Source organism: Burkholderia sp. Ac-20344 (genome assembly GCF_017104975.1).
Classification (GTDB): Bacteria; Pseudomonadota; Gammaproteobacteria; order Burkholderiales; family Burkholderiaceae; genus Burkholderia.
This window is the reverse complement of sequence record NZ_JAAGPP010000030.1, coordinates 1-15,657: the sequence shown is the minus strand read 5'-3', so window position 1 is coordinate 15,657 and position 15,657 is coordinate 1. Positions and strand designations below refer to the sequence as shown.

Here is a 15,657-nt window from a genome sequence, read left to right as displayed (position 1 = left end):
CCCGGCGCCCAGGCAAGAACGCTCGCCGTGTCGCGAGCCCACAGGAGTCCAGACCCCATGCCCGAATCCAACCTGTCCTTCTTCGGCCGGCTGTCGCTGGCCGTCGGCACGTTCTTCTCCGTGCTCGGCAACCGCGAGTTCGCGGCTGGCGTGCTGCGCGTGCGCGATGGCGCCCCGGCGCCCGCCGCTGCCCCGACCCCGACCCCGACCCCGGCCCCGGCCCCGGCCCCGGCGCCCGCCGCCGCGCCCGTGAAGGCGCCGGCGCCCGAGCTGCGCGAAGCGAGCCCGCAGGCTGCGCTGCAACTGCTCGGCCTACTGCAGCGCGATGCGCGCTTCATCGACTTCGTCGAGGAAGACATCGCCGGCTACGCGGACGCCGACATCGGCGCGGCCGCACGCCTCGTGCACGACGGCTGCCGTGCCGCGCTGCGCGAACACTTCACGATCGTGCCGGTGCGCGACGAAGCCGAAGGCAGCCGCGTGACGCTGCCCGCCGGCTTCGACGCGACGGCCGTGCGCGTGACCGGCAACGTGGTCGGCGCCGCGCCGTTCACGGGCACCGTCAGCCATCGCGGCTGGCGTGTCGCCGACGTGCGCCTGCCGAAGCTGACGGGCAGCCACGACGCGTCGGTCGTCGCACCGGCGGAGGTGGAACTGTGAGCGATCCGCGCTATTCGATCGGTATCGATCTCGGTACGACCCACTGCGCGCTGTCGTACGTCGACAGCGCCGCGAGCGACGGCGAAACCATCACGCAGCAGGTGCTGCCGATCGCGCAGCTCACCGCGCCCGGCGCGCTGGAGTCGCGCGACCTGCTGCCGTCGTTCCTCTACCTGCCGCATGAAAGCGAACTCACGCAGGGCGACCTGACGCTGCCGTGGACGGCCTCGCGCGGTTTCGCGGTCGGCGAGATGGCGCGCACGCGCGGCGCCGGCACGCCGATCCGCCTCGTGTCGAGCGCGAAGAGCTGGCTGTGCCATCCGGGCGTCGACCGCCGCGCGGCGATCCTGCCGAGCGATGCGCCGCCGGAAGTGTCGCGCGTGTCGCCGCTGGAAAGCTCGATCCGCTACCTGACGCACCTGCGCGAAGCGTGGGACCACGCGCATCCCGACGCGCCGTTCGCTGACCAGGACGTGACGGTGACGATCCCCGCGTCGTTCGACCCGGCCGCGCGCGAACTGACGGCCGAGGCCGCCCGCGCGGCCGGCTACTCGCGGATGACGCTGCTCGAGGAGCCGCAGGCCGCGCTGTACAGCTGGATCCAGAAGAGCCAGGGCGGCTGGCGCAAGCAGGTGCAGGTCGGCGACCTGATCCTGTGCGTCGACGTCGGCGGCGGCACGACCGACCTGTCGCTGATCGCGGTGGTCGAGCGTGACGGCAATCTCGAACTGCATCGCGTGGCCGTCGGCGAGCACATCCTGCTCGGCGGCGACAACATGGACCTCGCGCTCGCGCACGTGGTCGCGCGCAAGCTGGCGCAGCAAGGCACGCAGGCCGATCCGTGGCAACTGCGCGCGCTCACGTACGCGTGCCGTTCCGCGAAGGAAACGCTGCTGTCCGACCCGACGACCGACGCGGTGCCGCTCGTCGTGCCGAGCCGCGGCTCGAAGCTGATCGGCGGGTCGATCCGCACGGAGCTGACGCGCGCGGAACTCACGCAGACGATCCTCGAAGGCTTCTTCCCGCAAGTCGATGCAGCCGCGCGCCCGGTGAGCCGCGCGCGCGTCGGCCTGACGCAGCTCGGCCTGCCGTATGCGCAGGACGCGGGCATCACGCGTCATCTCGCGGCGTTCCTCGGCCGCCAAGTCGCGGCGCTCGACTCGCTCGAAGGGGTGCAGCGCACGCTGCCGCAGGGCGCGACGTTCCTGCATCCGACCGCCGTGCTGTTCAACGGCGGCGTGTTCAAGTCGGCGCTGCTCACGCAGCGCGTGCTCGACACGCTCAACAGCTGGCTCGCCGCCGAAGGTGCGCCGCCGGCGCGCTTGCTCGAAGGCGCGGATCTCGATCTCGCGGTTGCGCGCGGCGCGGCGTACTACGGCTTCGTGAAGCGCGGCCGTGGCGTGCGCATTCGCGGCGGCACGGCGCGTGCGTACTACGTCGCGATCGAATCGGCGATGCCCGCGGTGCCGGGGCTCGAACCGCCGGTGCAGGCGCTGTGCGTCGCGCCGTTCGGGATGGAGGAGGGCTCGGACGCGGCACTGCCGCCGCAGGAGTTCGGCCTCGTCGTCGGCGAACCGGTGCAGTTCCGCTTCTTCGGTTCGTCGGTGCGCCGTCAGGATCAGGTCGGCACGCTACTCGACTACTGGTCGCCGGAAGAGCTGCAGGAGCTGGAAGAAATCCAGGCGACGCTGCCCGCCGAAGGGCGCACCGTCGGCGAGGTCGTGCCCGTGAAGCTGCATGCGCGCGTGACCGAGGCCGGCACGCTCGAACTCGAGGCGATCCCGAGCGGCACGGACGAGCGCTGGAAGGTCGAGTTCGACGTGCGCGGCGCCGCCTGAGCGCGATGAAGCGCTATACGGTCGGGATCGACCTCGGCACGAGCAATACGGTCGTCGCATACGTCGAGGCCGGTTCCGACGCGATCCGCGTGTTCGACGTCGAGCAGCTGGTCGGCCCCGGCGCGGTGGCGGCACAGCCGCTGCTGCCGTCGGTGCGCTATCACCCGGCGGCGGGCGAGCTGCCGCCGGACACGCTGCGGCTGCCTTGGGCGGCTGAAGCGAAAGCGAACGCGAACGCGGCCGGTGCGACACCGGCCGTGATCGGCCGCTACGCGCGCACGCTCGGCGCGCAGGTGCCGGGCCGGCTCGTCACGAGCGCGAAGAGCTGGCTGTCGCACGCGTCGGTCGACCGGCTCGCGGCAATCCTGCCGTGGGGTGCGACCGACGGCGTCGACAAGGTGTCGCCGGTCGATGCGAGCGCGAGCTATCTCGCGCACGTGCGCGACGCGTGGGACGCCCGCTTTCCCGACGCGCCGCTCGCGAAGCAGGACGTGATCCTGACGGTGCCCGCGTCGTTCGACGACGGCGCGCGCGCACTGACGGTCGAGGCTGCGCGGCGCGCGAAGCTGCCCGCGCTGCGGCTGCTGGAAGAGCCGCAGGCCGCGTTCTACGACTGGCTGTACGGCCAGCGCGCTACGCTGCGCGACACGTTCGCCGCCGCGCGGCGCGTGCTGATCTGCGACGTCGGCGGCGGCACGACCGACCTGACGCTCGTCGATGTCGCGCCGGGCGACGACGGCGAGCCGATTTTCACGCGGGTCGGCGTCGGCAACCACCTGATGCTCGGCGGCGACAACATGGATCTCGCGCTCGCGCGCCTCGTCGAGACGCGGCTGACCGAGCCCGGCACGCGGCTGTCCGCCGCGAGCCTGTCGCAACTGGTCGAGCGTTGCCGTGCCGCGAAGGAGCGGCTGCTCGGCGACGATGCACCCGAATCCGTCAACGTCACGCTGCTCGGCGCGGGCAGCAAGCTCGTCGGCGGCGCGCGTTCGGCCGAGCTGACGCGGCAGGAAGTCGAGCAGATCGTCGTCGACGGCTTCTTTCCGCAGGTCGGCGCCGGCGAGTTGCCGCGCCGTGCGCGCGCCGCGATCGTCGAATTCGGGTTGCCGTATGCGAGCGACGCGGCCGTCACGCGGCACGTCGCCGCGTTCCTGAATCGTCATGCCGAAGGCCCGCTGCCCGACACGCTGCTGCTCAACGGCGGCGTGTTCCGCGCGGGCGCGCTCGCCGGCCGTCTCGCGCAGACGCTCGGCGCGTGGCGCGGTGCGCCGCTCGACGTGCTGCACAACGCGCATCCGGACGTGGCCGTCGCTCGCGGCGCGGCGGCCTACGGGCTCGCGCGCGCCGGGCATGCGCCGCGTATCGGCGGCGGCTCCGCGCGCAGCTATTTCCTCGTGCTCGACGATGGCGCGGCCGATTCCGCCGCGCGTGGTGTCTGCCTGTTGCCGCGCGGTGCGGAAGAGGGGCGCGAGATCCGGCTCGACGATCGCACGTTCGCGCTGCAGCTCGGGCAGCCGGTGCGTTTCCACCTCGTATCGACGGTGGCCGAGACCAGGGTTCAACCCGGCGATCTCGTCGATCTCGACGGCGGCGATTTCGTGCGGCTGCCGCCGATCGCGACGGTCGTCGACGCGAAAGCGGGCGGCGACGCGCGCGAAACGCCGGTGAAGCTCACGGCGTCGCTGACCGAGGTCGGCACGCTTGAAATGCACTGCATCGCGACCGACGATGCGGCGCGCCGCTGGCGGCTCGAATTCCAGTTGCGTGGCGATACGCCCGCGCAGGGCGACGACGCTGCGCTCGCGCGGCATCCACGGCTCGACCAGGCGATCGAGCTGATCGAGCGCTCGTTCGGCAGCAAGGCCGCCGACGTCACGCCGAAAGACACGCGCCGGCTGCGCGCGCAACTCGAACAGGTGCTCGGTGCGCGTGAAGAGTGGGACGTCGCGCTCGCGCGCGAACTGTTCGATGCGTTGCTCGCGCGCGCACGGCGGCGGCGACGCTCGGCCGATCACGAGCGTGCGTGGCTGAACCTCGCCGGCTATTGCCTGCGCCCGGGCTTCGGGCATCCGCTCGACGCCTGGCGCATCGAGCAGCTGTGGCCGCTGTTCGACGACGGGATTCAATACGTGACCGACGCTCAGGTGTGGTCCGAGTGGTGGACGCTGTGGCGGCGCGTGGCCGGCGGCCTCGACGACGACGCGCAGACGCAGGTGCGCGACGCGATCGCATTCCTCGAACCGACCGACGACAAGCGGCGCAAGCTGCCGTTCGATCCGGGCAAGGTCGGGCCGGCCGACATGACGCGGCTGTCTGCGTCGCTCGAGCGGCTGCCCGTCGAACGCAAGGTCGAACTGGCCGAGCGCCTGATCGCGCAATTGCAGAAGCCGCCGGAGCGTGCGCTGTGTGCGTGGGCACTCGGGCGCATCGGCGCGCGCCGACCGTTCTACGGCAGCGCGCACAGTGTCGTGCCGGCCGAAGTCGCCAACGGCTGGCTCGATGCGCTGTTTGCGCTCGACTGGAAACAGGTGGAACCGGCCGCGTTCGCGGCGGCACAGATCGCGCGGATGACCGGAGACCGTTCGCGCGATCTGCCGGACGACACGCGGGAGGCCGTGATCAAGCGCCTGTCGGCCGCGAATGCGTCGGCGGCATGGATCGACATGGTGCGCGAGGCAATCGCGTTCGACGAAGCCGACACGGTGCGCGTGTTCGGCGAAACGCTGCCGGCGGGGTTGAAGCTGATCACGGCATGAGTGGCGCGGTGTGCTCCGGCATCATTCGGATGCCGGAGCATTTCGCGGGATTGCCGATGCGTGATGTTGCTCGCTGATTCAACGTCCTTCGAATACGCAAACGGCTGCCGTTGCATCGCATCGGCAGCCGTTTGTGCGTTGCGAGCCTGCCGATCACATCTGTGGCGCCGTCTCGCGTGGCGATGCGGTCGACTTCACGGCTATCATGTTCGGCGCGCTTGCCCGCCGCGCAAGATGAATCCCCGCCAGCATGCAGCGCACCGATCCGCCGGCCAGTTCGATCGTCGGCACGTCGAGCGGCAGCAGGTGCGCGGAACGCTCGATCGTCGCGCGCTGCATCGGCGTGAGACAGTCGTACGCGCGCCGCGACAGCGCGAGCACACGTCCCTCCTTGCCCGACAATTCCAGCGTATTGCCTGCGAAGTTCGCGATCTGCGATGCATCGAGCGCGATCACCGCGCGTCCCGTTTCGGCCAGCCGTTGCGCGATTTCGTCACGACGGCGGCGGTCGGCAATGAGTTCGAGGCCGACCATCGCGAACTCCGTCGCGACGCTCATCATCACGTTCGTGTGATAGATCGGCCGCCCGTCGGCATCGGCCGTATCGAAGCAGATCGGCTCGAAATTGAAGTTCGTGCAGAAGCGTTCAAGCGCGACCGGATCGGCGCGGCGCGAACGCGCGGTGTACGCGATCCGCGCGACGTGGTCGAGCACCATCGCGCCGGTGCCTTCGAGGAACACGTCGTCGTATTCGAGCCCCGAGTAGTCGATCACGTCCTGCACGCGATATTCGGCCTTCAGCATCTCGATCACGTCCGCGCGCCGCTCACGGCGGCGGTTCGGGCTATGCATCGGATACAGCGCGACGTGGCCGCCCGGATGCGTCGAGAACCAGTTGTTCGGGAACACGGAGTCGGGCGTGTCGCGCTCGCCGTGGTCGTCGAACACGTGCACGCGCACGCCCGCGTCGGCGAGCGTTTGCGCGGCGGCCGTGACTTCGTCGCGCGCGGCGGCCGACACCGACGACGTGTCGCTCGTCACGCCGCCGGACGTGCGCTGGAAGGCATTGTCGGCCGCGGTCTGCGGGTTCGGCAGGAAGCGGTGCGGCCGGATCATCACGACGGCGGCCGGCGCCTGGATCGATACGAGATTCATGGAAGGCAGGAGCGAAAGGCAAGGGGCCGGGCGGCGCACGAGCCGCCCGGGGATGACGGTCAGCGTGCGAGCGCGGCGACGGCCTCGGTCGCGTACGCCGCATGACCCTGCGCGATCGCGGCCGGGTCGTCGATCAGCGCGAACAGGTTCTTCGGGTCGACGGCCGGCGGAATCAGCGCGATCTCGACGCCCGCGTTGTGTTGCTGCGCGAGCGCATACAGGTAGCGCAGCGCCGAGTAATCCTCGAGCGCGAAGCCGACCGAGTCGAACACCGTCACTTCGTCCGCGCGTTCGCGGCCGGTCGTCTCGCGTTGCAGCACGCGCCACAGCTCGGTGACGGGGAAGTCGGCCGGCATCTGCTGGATCTCGCCCTCGATGCGCGACTGCGGCTCGAATTCGACGAACACGCGGCCCGCATGCAGCACGCCCGCCTCGAGTTCGGTCTTGCCGGGGCAATCGCCGCCCACGGCGTTCAGGTGCATGCCGGGCTCGATCATGTCGGCCGTGACGATCGTCGCGTACGCCTTGTCGGCGGTGACGGTCGTCACGATGTCGGCGCCGCGTACGGCGTCGGCGGTCGACGCGGCACGCACGATGCGTAGCGCCGGGTACGCGGCGAGGTTCTGCACGAGCTTGTCGGTCGCGCGCGGATCGACGTCGAACACGCGGATTTCGTCGATGCCGAGCAGCGTGTGGAACGCGATCGCCTGGAATTCGCTCTGCGCGCCGTTGCCGATCAGCGCCATCGTGCGCGAATCGGGGCGGGCGAGCACCTGGGCGGCGAGCACCGACGTCGCGGCCGTGCGCAGCGCGGTGGTCAGCGTGAGTTCGGCGAGCAGCAGCGGGTAGCCGGTATCGACTTCGGCGAGCGCGCCGAACGCCATCACCGTGTGCATCCCGCGCGCGGCGTTGACGGGGTGGCCGTTCACGTACTTGAACGCGAACAGCGACGCGTTCGCGACGGGCATCAGTTCGATCACGCCGTCGCGCGAGTGGCACGCGACGCGCGGCGACTTGTCGAAATCGGCCCAGTGCAGGTAATCGGCGCGCAGCGTGTCGACGAGTTCGCGCAGGAACGTCGTGACGCCGGTTTGGGCGATCAGGCGGGCGGTGGCGGGAACGTCGAGGAAGCGGGTCATCGGTCTGTCTCCATTGTGTTGCCGGTACGCGTGTCCGGCGTTCTGGTCGACCGGGCGGGCGCTTCGGCCCGGGCCCCGGCTCCATCAAATGCGGCGTGGCGGCGTGGTCTGCCGGTCGATGAAGTCATTATTTCCGGGAGTCGAGCCAACAAAAAGACGGCAAAAGTGGCAGATTTCTCGATAGACTTGACACATTGCTACGCCGATTTGGCAATGTGTTCAATTCATGTGGGTCGGAATGCGCGCTCTCCGGGGCGCTGGCGGCCCGCTCGCGTTCGTCACGTTCAACAGGAAGCCCCGTTCATGATCACGCTCGACGACGTCGACCGGCAGCTCATCGCACTGCTGCGCGACAACGCGCGACTGCCCGTCGTCGCGCTGGCGAAGGAATTGCGCGTCGCGCGCGCGACCGTGCAGAACCGGCTGACGCGGCTGGAGAAGAACGGCGTGATCGTCGGCTATACGGTGCGGCTCAAGCCGGCGGCGGAACGGCACCGGATCCGCGCGCTGATGTCGATCGCGGTGCAGGGCAATCGCGGCGCGGAAGTGGTGAAGGTGCTGCGCGGGCATCCGAACGTCGCGTCGATCCACAGCACCAACGGGCGCTGGGATCTCGTCGCCGAGCTGCATGCCGATTCGCTCGAGCACTTCGATCGCGTGCTCGGTGCGATCCGGTTGATCGACGGGATCGCGAATACCGAGACGAGTATTCTGCTGTCGACGCACAAGGCGTGACGCGGGCGGGTGGCCCCCGCGTCAGCCTGCGTACAGGTTCGGGTTGCCCAGGCTTCAGGCGTGGGCCGCCGGCTCCGGAAACACCGGCTCGCCCAGCGTCAACATCAACCGGTTCGCCCACGCGAAGATCGCGACCGCGTGCGACAAGTCGAGAATCTCCTCATGCGTCAGCCCTTCGGCTTCCAGCGCGGCGATATCGTGCGCGTCGACCGAATCCGGCCGCTCGGTCAGCGCGATTGCATAGCGGACGATCGCGCGTTCGCGCGCCGTCGTGCCGGCCGTCGACGGATCGGCGAACACCTGCTCGATCGCGTCGGTGCGTTTCGCGAGCTGCGTGAAGCGCTGCGCATGCACGGATGCGCAATACACGCAGCCGTTCACGCGCGACACGGCCGTGCTGGCCAGTTCGCGCTCCGCGCGCGATAGCCCGCCGGGGCCGTACATGATCGCGTTGAATACGCCCGAGCGTTGCCGCAGGATCTCGGGAAGATGGACGAGCAGCAGGTAATAGTCGGACGTCTTCGCGTGCGGGTGGCTCGCTTCGAGCACGGCAAGCTGATCGGGTGTTGCGGCGTCGAGCGCAACGGTGTCGAGCCAGGCACGCCAGCCGAGCGTGTCGGACGTGAAGCCGTGGGCGGTCGTCGTCATGCGGCCTCCTTGGCGGCACGTGCCTGAAGCGCTTGCGCGGCAACGGCGACGCGCAGCTGATACGCGACGAACGCAACGAGCTGCGACAGCGCGACGATCGCGGGTGTCGTGAGTCCGGCGGACTTCAGCGCATCGAGATCGGACGGGCGTGCATCGACGGGGGAAAGCGTCAGCAGGCGCGCATGCGCAAGGATCGCGCCGGTGCGTCGAGGCAGTGCGTCGAACGCATCGGCGTCCGCGTGTGCGATATCGTCGAGCGTGCCGCCTGCCTCGACCAGTCGTGCGCGATAAGTCTCGGCCAGTGCCGATGCATTCGATTTTTGTGCGACATACCGGGCCACGTGCAATCGTTCGGTAAGCGAAAGATCGGGCAGCGCGGGATCGAACAGCGCAGCCTCGCTTAGCCGAGTATGAAGCAGCACCTTTTCGCGCGCGCGGCGCAGCGTGGCGACCGCATCGCCGTCGCGCAGGCCGGCTATCGCATCGATCGTGTCCGGCGCACCGGCCGGCGTGATGGATTCAGTCATCGTTTCAGGTTCCCTTCGTCGTCAATGTGATCGATGGACGCGCGCTCACGCATCGGCGTCGCGCCATTCGTCGCCTTGCAGTTCGGCGTTTGCATACGCGACGAGCGCGTCGTAGTGGCGATCGCGATCTGCGTCGAATAGCCGGCTCGCAATGCCGCGCGCGAGCCGCTCGGCGCCTGCGCTGATGGCCGGGATATCGCCGGACAGCTTGCCGTGGCTCAGGCTCGCCGCATGGTTGAAGCAGTGGATCCGCGTGATGGCCGCGCACGCACCGGGCTCGCGCTCCTGGAACGCGAACGCGGGGCCGAGATCGGGCGACTCGGCGAGCTCGTCGAGCCACGCGCCCGCCTCTGGTCGATAGCGATCCTTCCAGCGCCGCACCTGCGCGCCGAACGACGCGAATTCCGCGCGGGTCGTCCAGTCCGAATGAAAGCCGGTCGCGAAGATCAGGAAGTCGACGGTGTAGCGGCCGCGCGGCGTCGTCACGTCGAGGCCGTCCGTGTGTTCGGCGAGCGTCTCGATCGGGCTGCCCGCATGGAAATGCGCATGCGCGTGACGCGACACGCGCAGCACGCTGTCGCGCGGCGGCGGCGTCTGCGAGGTCAGCGCGTAATGCATGAAGCGCCATTTCGTCGCGTCGTCGAGATCGGCGTAGCCGTGCACGAGGCCCGGGCTACCGATGCCCGTCAGCTTGTTGATGCGCGGAATGTCCGCGCGGCGGAAGAACAGGTCGACGCGTGCGGCGCCGGCTTCGAGCGCGGTGCCCGCGTTGTCGAATGCGGACGCGCCCGCGCCGACCACGCCGATGCGCTTGCCCGCGAGCGCTGCGAAATCGATCGGCTCGGACGAATGGGCCCAGCGCGCGCGCGGCGCGCGCTGCGCGACGGGCGGCACGTACGGGCCGCCGAGCCCGTCGCGGCCGGTTGCGAGTACCACGTGCCGCGCGAGCAGCGTCTGCGCTTCGCCGTTGCCGCGCACGTCGAGTGCGAGCAGGCCGTCGTCGCGCGGGCGCAGCGCGACGAGCGTGGTGTCGTTGCGCACCTGCAGGTCGAGCACGCGCCGATACCAGCGCAGGTAGTCCATCCATTGCGTGCGCGGAATCTTGTAGAGTGCGTCCCACGCGTCGCGGCCGTATTGCGCTTCGAACCATGCGCGGAACGTCAGCGCAGGCAGCCCGAGCGCGGGACCCGCGAGCGGTTTCGGCGAGCGCAGCGTGTCCATTCGCGCGAACGTGACCCACGGGCCTTCGTAGCCGGCCGGCGCGCGGTCGATCACGCACTGGTTGTCGATGCCGAGCAGGCGCAGTTCGGCGGAAGCCGCGAGCCCGGCCATGCCGCCGCCGACGATCGCAACGTCGAGCACGCGTGTGCCGTCGGCCTCGCGCGGCGGCACCCACGATGGAGCCGGCAGGTCGAGCCAGCGCAGGTCTTGCGCGAGCCGGGCTTCGAGTGCGTCGAGCGAGGTCGTCATGCGGCCTCCTTGCGCGAACGGCGGGGGCGGGTCGGGCGAGGCGCGGGCGGCGTGCGGCCGCCGCGTTCGCTGCGCAGCCGGTCGCCACGCAACAGCGCGTCGTGCGCGGCCGCTTCGTGAAAGATCACGTCGTCGAGCAGCGCGCGCGTCGTGCGGCGCAGCGCGTCGAGCAGCGCATCGACGGCCGCCGTGCGCATCTTGCCGGCCGGCGTCGCGACGCCGAACGCGAACGGGATGTCGACGTCGAGCGCTCGCGCGACGACGCCGTCCACCGGCAGCGCGACACCCGTCGCCGGATCGACGATGCCGATCCCGATGCCCGCGCGCGCGGCCATGACCGCATTCAGCGATGCATTGGTTTCGATGAACACGCGCGCGTCGACCCGCGCGGCCGCGAATGCCGCATCGATCCGCTGGCGCAGCCGGTGCCGGTTCGCGACCGTCACGATGCGGCGTTGCGCGAGATCGCGCAGCGCGATGCGCGGCTGCGCCGCGAGCGGGTCGCCGGCGGGCAGCACGGCGACGCACGGCGTCTGCGCGATCCAGTGCACGTCGAGCCCCGCGTGCGCCATCGGCAGCGTGACGACGCCGACATCGGCCGTACCGGCCAGCACCTCGTGCGCGACATGCTCGGCCGATTCGCTGCGCAACTGGTAGTGCGGCGCGTGCGCATGGTCAGGCAGCGCGGCGAGCGCGGCCGGTACGAGCGTGGCCGCGAGCGAAGGCGTCGCCGCGATGCGCACGGGTTCGGCGGTTTCATCGCCGAGCGCCCGTGCGCGGGCCTCGATCGCGCGCAGGCCGACCAGCGAGCGTTCGACTTCCTCGTAAAGCAGGAAGGCGCGCCGCGTCGGCGTGACGCGCGGGCCGTGCCGGTCGAACAGCGCGTAGCCGAGATCGGCTTCGAGCTCCTGGATCTGCCGCGTGACGGCCGGCTGCGAGCGGCCGAGCAGTTCGCCCGCGCCGGTCACGCTGCCGGCCGACATGACCGCGGAAAAGGCTTCGAGTTGATGCAGCTCCATGACACCTTCCGATAATGCGATTTGCGCATTGTAGGATTCATAGCATGCGTGATTAATATAATGATTCCTGCTATCGACCGCGCGAAAACTTCGAAGCGCCCGATCGTCGCGATGGCCGGTGGTGCGCGCGTGAGCGTCGGTAGCGACGGGTGACGTGAACGAAACGCCAATCGAATCAACGCGATGCGATGCATGCCGATGCATCGTGCGACACGGGGTGTGCGGATGGCCGTTCGCGAGCATCGCCCGCTTCGCGCCGCGCACGATATCGATATGCGCAAAACTTCGTTGGATCGTCCTGAACCGGATGGTTACATGCCCTCACTCTTTTCGACTGACTGAAGCTGGGGGACGCATGAACGTTTCGGGGAACGACGCACGCGGCGCATGGCGGCGCGTGCTGGGCACGGTGGCGGCGCTCGCTGCCGCATGGGGCTTGTCGACGGGCGGTGCGCTCGCGGCGGGCGTATCGGGCGAGCCGGTGGTGATCGGCGTGAGCGGGCCGCTCACGGGCCAGGACGCGCAGTACGGCGAGCAATGGAAGCGCGGCTTCGATCTCGCGCTCGACGAGATCAACGGCAGCGGCGGCATTCACGGCCGGCCGCTCGCGGTCGACTTCCAGGACAGCCGCAGCGACCCGCGTCAGGCCGTGGCGATCGCGCAGAAGTTCGTCGCCGATCCGCGCATCGCGATCGAGCTGGGCGATTTCTCCAGCGCGACGTCGATGGCCGCGTCGCCGATCTACCAGCGCGGGCAGTTGATCCAGTTCGGCTTCACGAACTCGCATCCGGACTTCACGAAGGGCGGCGACTATCTGTGGAGCACCGCGCTGAGCCAGGCCGAAGAGCAGCCGCTGCTCGCACGCTACGCGGTGAAGGAACTCGGCTTCAAGCGGATCGCGGTGCTGTACCTGAACACCGACTGGGGCCGCACCAGCAAGGACATCTTCGCGAAGGCGGTGGCCGGGCTCGGCGCGCAGGTCGTCGCGGCCGAAGGCTACCAGCCGACGGAGAAGGATTTCCGTTCGACGCTCGTGCGGATCGGTGCATCGAAGCCCGATTCGATCGTGCTGATCTCGTACTACGCGGACGGCGCGCAGATCGTGCGGCAGGCGCGCACGTCGGGCGTCACGCTGCCGATCGCGGCGGTCGGCTCCGTGTATTCGCCGAAATTCCTCGAGCTGGGCGGCGCGGCCGTCGATGGCGTCTATACGGAATCGAACTTCTTCCCGGCGGAGCCGCGCCCCGAGGTGCAGGCGTTCGTGCAGCGCTATCGCGCGAAATTCCATGCCGATCCCGATTCGTTCGTCGCGCGTGCGTACGACGCGCTGATCCTGTCGGCCGAGGTGCTGCGCCGCTACGGCACGACACGCCAGGCCGCGCACGACGGCTTCGCGAAAATCAGCGACGTGCCGAGCGTGATCTTCGGCAAGGTGCGCTTCGATCCGCAGACGCGCCGCGTCGCGGGCGCACGCACCGTGTATCTGGTCGTGAAGCAGGGGCAGTGGGCGCTGTGGGATGGCGCGAAGCCGCAGCTCGCCGCGCGTTGACCCCGGCCCTGAACAGCATGTACGTAACGGACGCATCGTGATGGCTTCCTGGCTCGACTACACGCTCAACGGCCTCATCGTCGGCAACATCTACGCGCTGCTCGCGGTCGGGCTCGCGCTGATCTTCGGCGTGTCGCACCTGATCAACTTCGCGCACGGCTCGGTCTACATGGTCGGCGCGTTCATCGGCTGGTTGTGCCTGACGCGCTTCGGGCTGCCGCTGCCGGTCGCGCTTGCCGCGGTCGTCATCGGCTGCGGCGCGCTCGGCGTCGCGATCGAACGGATCGGGCTGCGGCCGCTGCGGCACGCGGCACGCATCGCGCCGCTGCTCGCGACGATCGGCATCAGCTTCATCCTCGACCAGCTCGCGCAGCTCGCATTCGGCGCGGACCCGCGCGCGGTGCCGACGCCGCTGCCCGACTGGCATCTGCGAATTGCCGGCGCAACGCTCGGCTCGCTCGACCTGCTGATCGCGGGCATCGGTATCGCGGCGGCCGCGCTGCTGTACGGCTTCCTGCGCTTCACGCGGCTCGGCTGGGCCGTGCGCGCGACCGCGCAGGATCGCGATGCGGCGCTGCAGATGGGCGTCGACGTCGATCGCGTGAACCAGACCGTGTTCGCGATCGCATGCGCGCTCGGCGGCGTGAGCGGGCTGCTGGTCGGCATGTACTACAACAGCATCGATCCGGCGATGGGCTTCCAGGCCACGCTGAAGGGCGTGGTCGCGCTGCTGATCGGCGGGCTCGGCAACGTGCCGGGCGCGATCGCGGGCAGCCTGCTGCTCGGCCTCGTCGAAAGCTACGGCGTCGCGCTGTTCGGCACCAGCTATCGCGACCTGTTCGCGTTCGGGCTGCTGATCGTGTTCCTCGTATGGCGGCCGAACGGGCTGTTCAGCGCGAACCGCGCGCTGCCGCCCGAGCCGATGACGGGAACCTTCCTCGCGGCCGCGAAGGCCGTGCGCGTGCCGCGCCCGGTGCTCGTCGTACTGATCGTGGCGGCGGCCGTGCTGCCGTGGCTCGGTGCATCGCCGTACGTGCTGCAGACGCTGACCAACGCGTGGCTGTACGGGTTGCTCGCGCTGAGCCTCACGCTGGTGGCGGGCACGGTCGGGCAGATCTCGCTCGGCCACGCGGCGCTGCTCGTGATCGGCGCGTATGCGTCGGCGCTGCTGTCGTCGGATCTCGGCTGGTCGCCGGCCGTGACGATCCCGTGCGCGGGCGTCATCACCGCCGTGCTCGGCACGCTGCTCGTCTATCCGGCGTTCCGGCTGCGCGGGCATTACGTGTCGATCGCGACGCTCGGCATCGGCGAAGTGGTGAGCCTCGTGATCCTGAACTGGGACGGCCTCACGCGCGGCCCGCTCGGCATCACCGGCATCGCGCCGCTGCCGTGGGCGACGACCGCACGTGCCGCGTACTGGTTCACGTTCGCGGTGCTCGTCGTGTTCGCGCTCGTGCAGGTTCGGCTGCTGCGTTCGCATCTCGGCCGCACGCTGCGCGCGGTGCGCGAGGATGATGTCGCCGCCCGTGCGCACGGCATCGCGCCGAACCGCTACAAGGCGATCGCGTTCGCGGTCGGCGGCGTCGCGGCCGGCGTGAGCGGCGGGATCGCCGCGCACCTGTACAGCTATATCAATCACCAGACCTTCGATTCGCAGGTGTCGATCCTCGCGCTGACGATGGTGATCCTCGGCGGGCTCGGCAACGTGCTCGGCGGCGTTGCCGGCGCGATTGCGCTGATCGGCCTGCCCGAGCTGTTCCGCTGGGCGGCCGACTACCGGATGCTGATCTACGGCCTCGTGCTGCTGCTGCTCGTCCGGTTCCGGCCGCAGGGCCTGCTCGGCACGGTGTGAGGAGAGTCGCGATGACCACGACCCGACCCCTGCTCGACGTGCAGGGCCTGACGCGCCGCTTCGACGGCGTGACCGCGCTCGACGGCGCGAGCCTGACGCTCGCCGACGGCGAGCTGCTGAGCGTGATCGGCCCGAACGGTGCGGGCAAGTCGACGCTGTTCAACCTGATCGCGGGCGCCGACCGGCCCGATGCCGGCCGCGTGACGTTCGACGGCCGCGACATCACGGGCACGGCGCCCGAGCGGCTCGCGGCGCTCGGCATCGCGCGCACGTTCCAGCACGGCCGCGTGTTCGGCAACCTGAGCGTGA

At 69.9% G+C, this 15,657-nt stretch carries 13 protein-coding genes; 7 read left to right on the top strand and 6 right to left on the bottom strand.

Annotated elements, in window-relative coordinates; all coding sequences use genetic code 11:
• Nucleotides 1-57: 57 nt before the first annotated feature.
• From G3N64_RS12690 to G3N64_RS12680, 3 genes are read left to right on the top strand one after another with little or no spacing between them, the layout of a single operon-like run.
• Complete coding sequence (locus G3N64_RS12690; protein ID WP_205784269.1) at nt 58-660, top strand: DUF2760 domain-containing protein; 603 nt, start codon at nt 58-60, stop codon at nt 658-660.
• A complete protein-coding gene (locus tag G3N64_RS12685) occupies nt 657-2,498 on the top strand; it encodes an Hsp70 family protein (RefSeq protein ID WP_205784268.1) in 1,842 nt (613 codons plus the stop codon). Before G3N64_RS12690 ends, G3N64_RS12685 begins: the two co-directional genes overlap by 4 nt.
• 5 nt (nt 2,499-2,503) lie before the next feature.
• Nucleotides 2,504-5,254: an Hsp70 family protein gene (locus G3N64_RS12680; protein WP_205784267.1), complete on the top strand. Its 2,751-nt coding sequence runs from the start codon at nt 2,504-2,506 to the stop codon at nt 5,252-5,254.
• 153 nt (nt 5,255-5,407) lie between these two features.
• Here G3N64_RS12680 and G3N64_RS12675 read toward each other — a convergent pair whose 3' ends face one another.
• Both G3N64_RS12675 and G3N64_RS12670 read right to left on the bottom strand, forming a co-directional pair.
• Nucleotides 5,408-6,409 (bottom strand): arginine deiminase-related protein, encoded by a 1,002-nt coding sequence (locus G3N64_RS12675; RefSeq protein ID WP_205784266.1) that lies wholly within the window; start codon nt 6,407-6,409, stop codon nt 5,408-5,410.
• Between the two features lie 59 nt (nt 6,410-6,468).
• Entirely contained in the window at nt 6,469-7,548 is a 1,080-nt protein-coding gene (locus tag G3N64_RS12670) for an ornithine cyclodeaminase (RefSeq protein WP_205784265.1), read from the bottom strand.
• Nucleotides 7,549-7,851: 303 nt separating this feature from the next.
• On the opposite strand from G3N64_RS12670, the gene G3N64_RS12665 reads away from it, so the two are divergent.
• Nucleotides 7,852-8,283 (top strand): Lrp/AsnC family transcriptional regulator, encoded by a 432-nt coding sequence (locus G3N64_RS12665; RefSeq protein WP_006479718.1) that lies wholly within the window; start codon nt 7,852-7,854, stop codon nt 8,281-8,283.
• 54 nt (nt 8,284-8,337) lie between these two features.
• Here the strand turns inward: G3N64_RS12665 and G3N64_RS12660 are convergent, their stop codons facing one another.
• Genes G3N64_RS12660 through G3N64_RS12645 form a run of 4 tightly spaced genes read right to left on the bottom strand, consistent with a single transcriptional unit; the run spans nt 8,338 to nt 11,947 of the window.
• Complete coding sequence (locus G3N64_RS12660) at nt 8,338-8,931, bottom strand: peroxidase-related enzyme (RefSeq protein WP_205784264.1); 594 nt, start codon at nt 8,929-8,931, stop codon at nt 8,338-8,340.
• Nucleotides 8,928-9,458 (bottom strand): hypothetical protein, encoded by a 531-nt coding sequence (locus G3N64_RS12655; RefSeq protein ID WP_205784263.1) that lies wholly within the window; start codon nt 9,456-9,458, stop codon nt 8,928-8,930. The genes G3N64_RS12660 and G3N64_RS12655 overlap by 4 nt, the downstream gene beginning before the upstream one ends.
• A gap of 45 nt (nt 9,459-9,503) precedes the next feature.
• Nucleotides 9,504-10,928 (bottom strand): NAD(P)/FAD-dependent oxidoreductase, encoded by a 1,425-nt coding sequence (locus G3N64_RS12650; RefSeq protein WP_205784262.1) that lies wholly within the window; start codon nt 10,926-10,928, stop codon nt 9,504-9,506.
• Nucleotides 10,925-11,947: a LysR family transcriptional regulator gene (locus G3N64_RS12645; protein ID WP_205784261.1), complete on the bottom strand. Its 1,023-nt coding sequence runs from the start codon at nt 11,945-11,947 to the stop codon at nt 10,925-10,927. The genes G3N64_RS12650 and G3N64_RS12645 overlap by 4 nt, the downstream gene beginning before the upstream one ends.
• A 355-nt stretch (nt 11,948-12,302) precedes the next feature.
• Between G3N64_RS12645 and G3N64_RS12640 the strand changes: the two genes are divergently transcribed.
• The 3 genes from G3N64_RS12640 to G3N64_RS12630 all read left to right on the top strand — a co-directional run.
• Nucleotides 12,303-13,496 carry an ABC transporter substrate-binding protein gene (locus G3N64_RS12640; RefSeq protein ID WP_011356128.1) on the top strand — a complete coding sequence of 398 codons (1,194 nt, stop codon included), beginning with the start codon at nt 12,303-12,305 and terminating at the stop codon, nt 13,494-13,496.
• Between the two features lie 40 nt (nt 13,497-13,536).
• Nucleotides 13,537-15,348, top strand: a complete 1,812-nt coding sequence (locus G3N64_RS12635) for an ABC transporter permease (protein WP_205784305.1) — start codon at nt 13,537-13,539, stop codon at nt 15,346-15,348.
• Nucleotides 15,349-15,359: 11 nt separating this feature from the next.
• Nucleotides 15,360-15,657 (top strand): ATP-binding cassette domain-containing protein (locus G3N64_RS12630; RefSeq protein WP_205784260.1); only part of this gene is annotated, 298 nt, incomplete at its 3' end.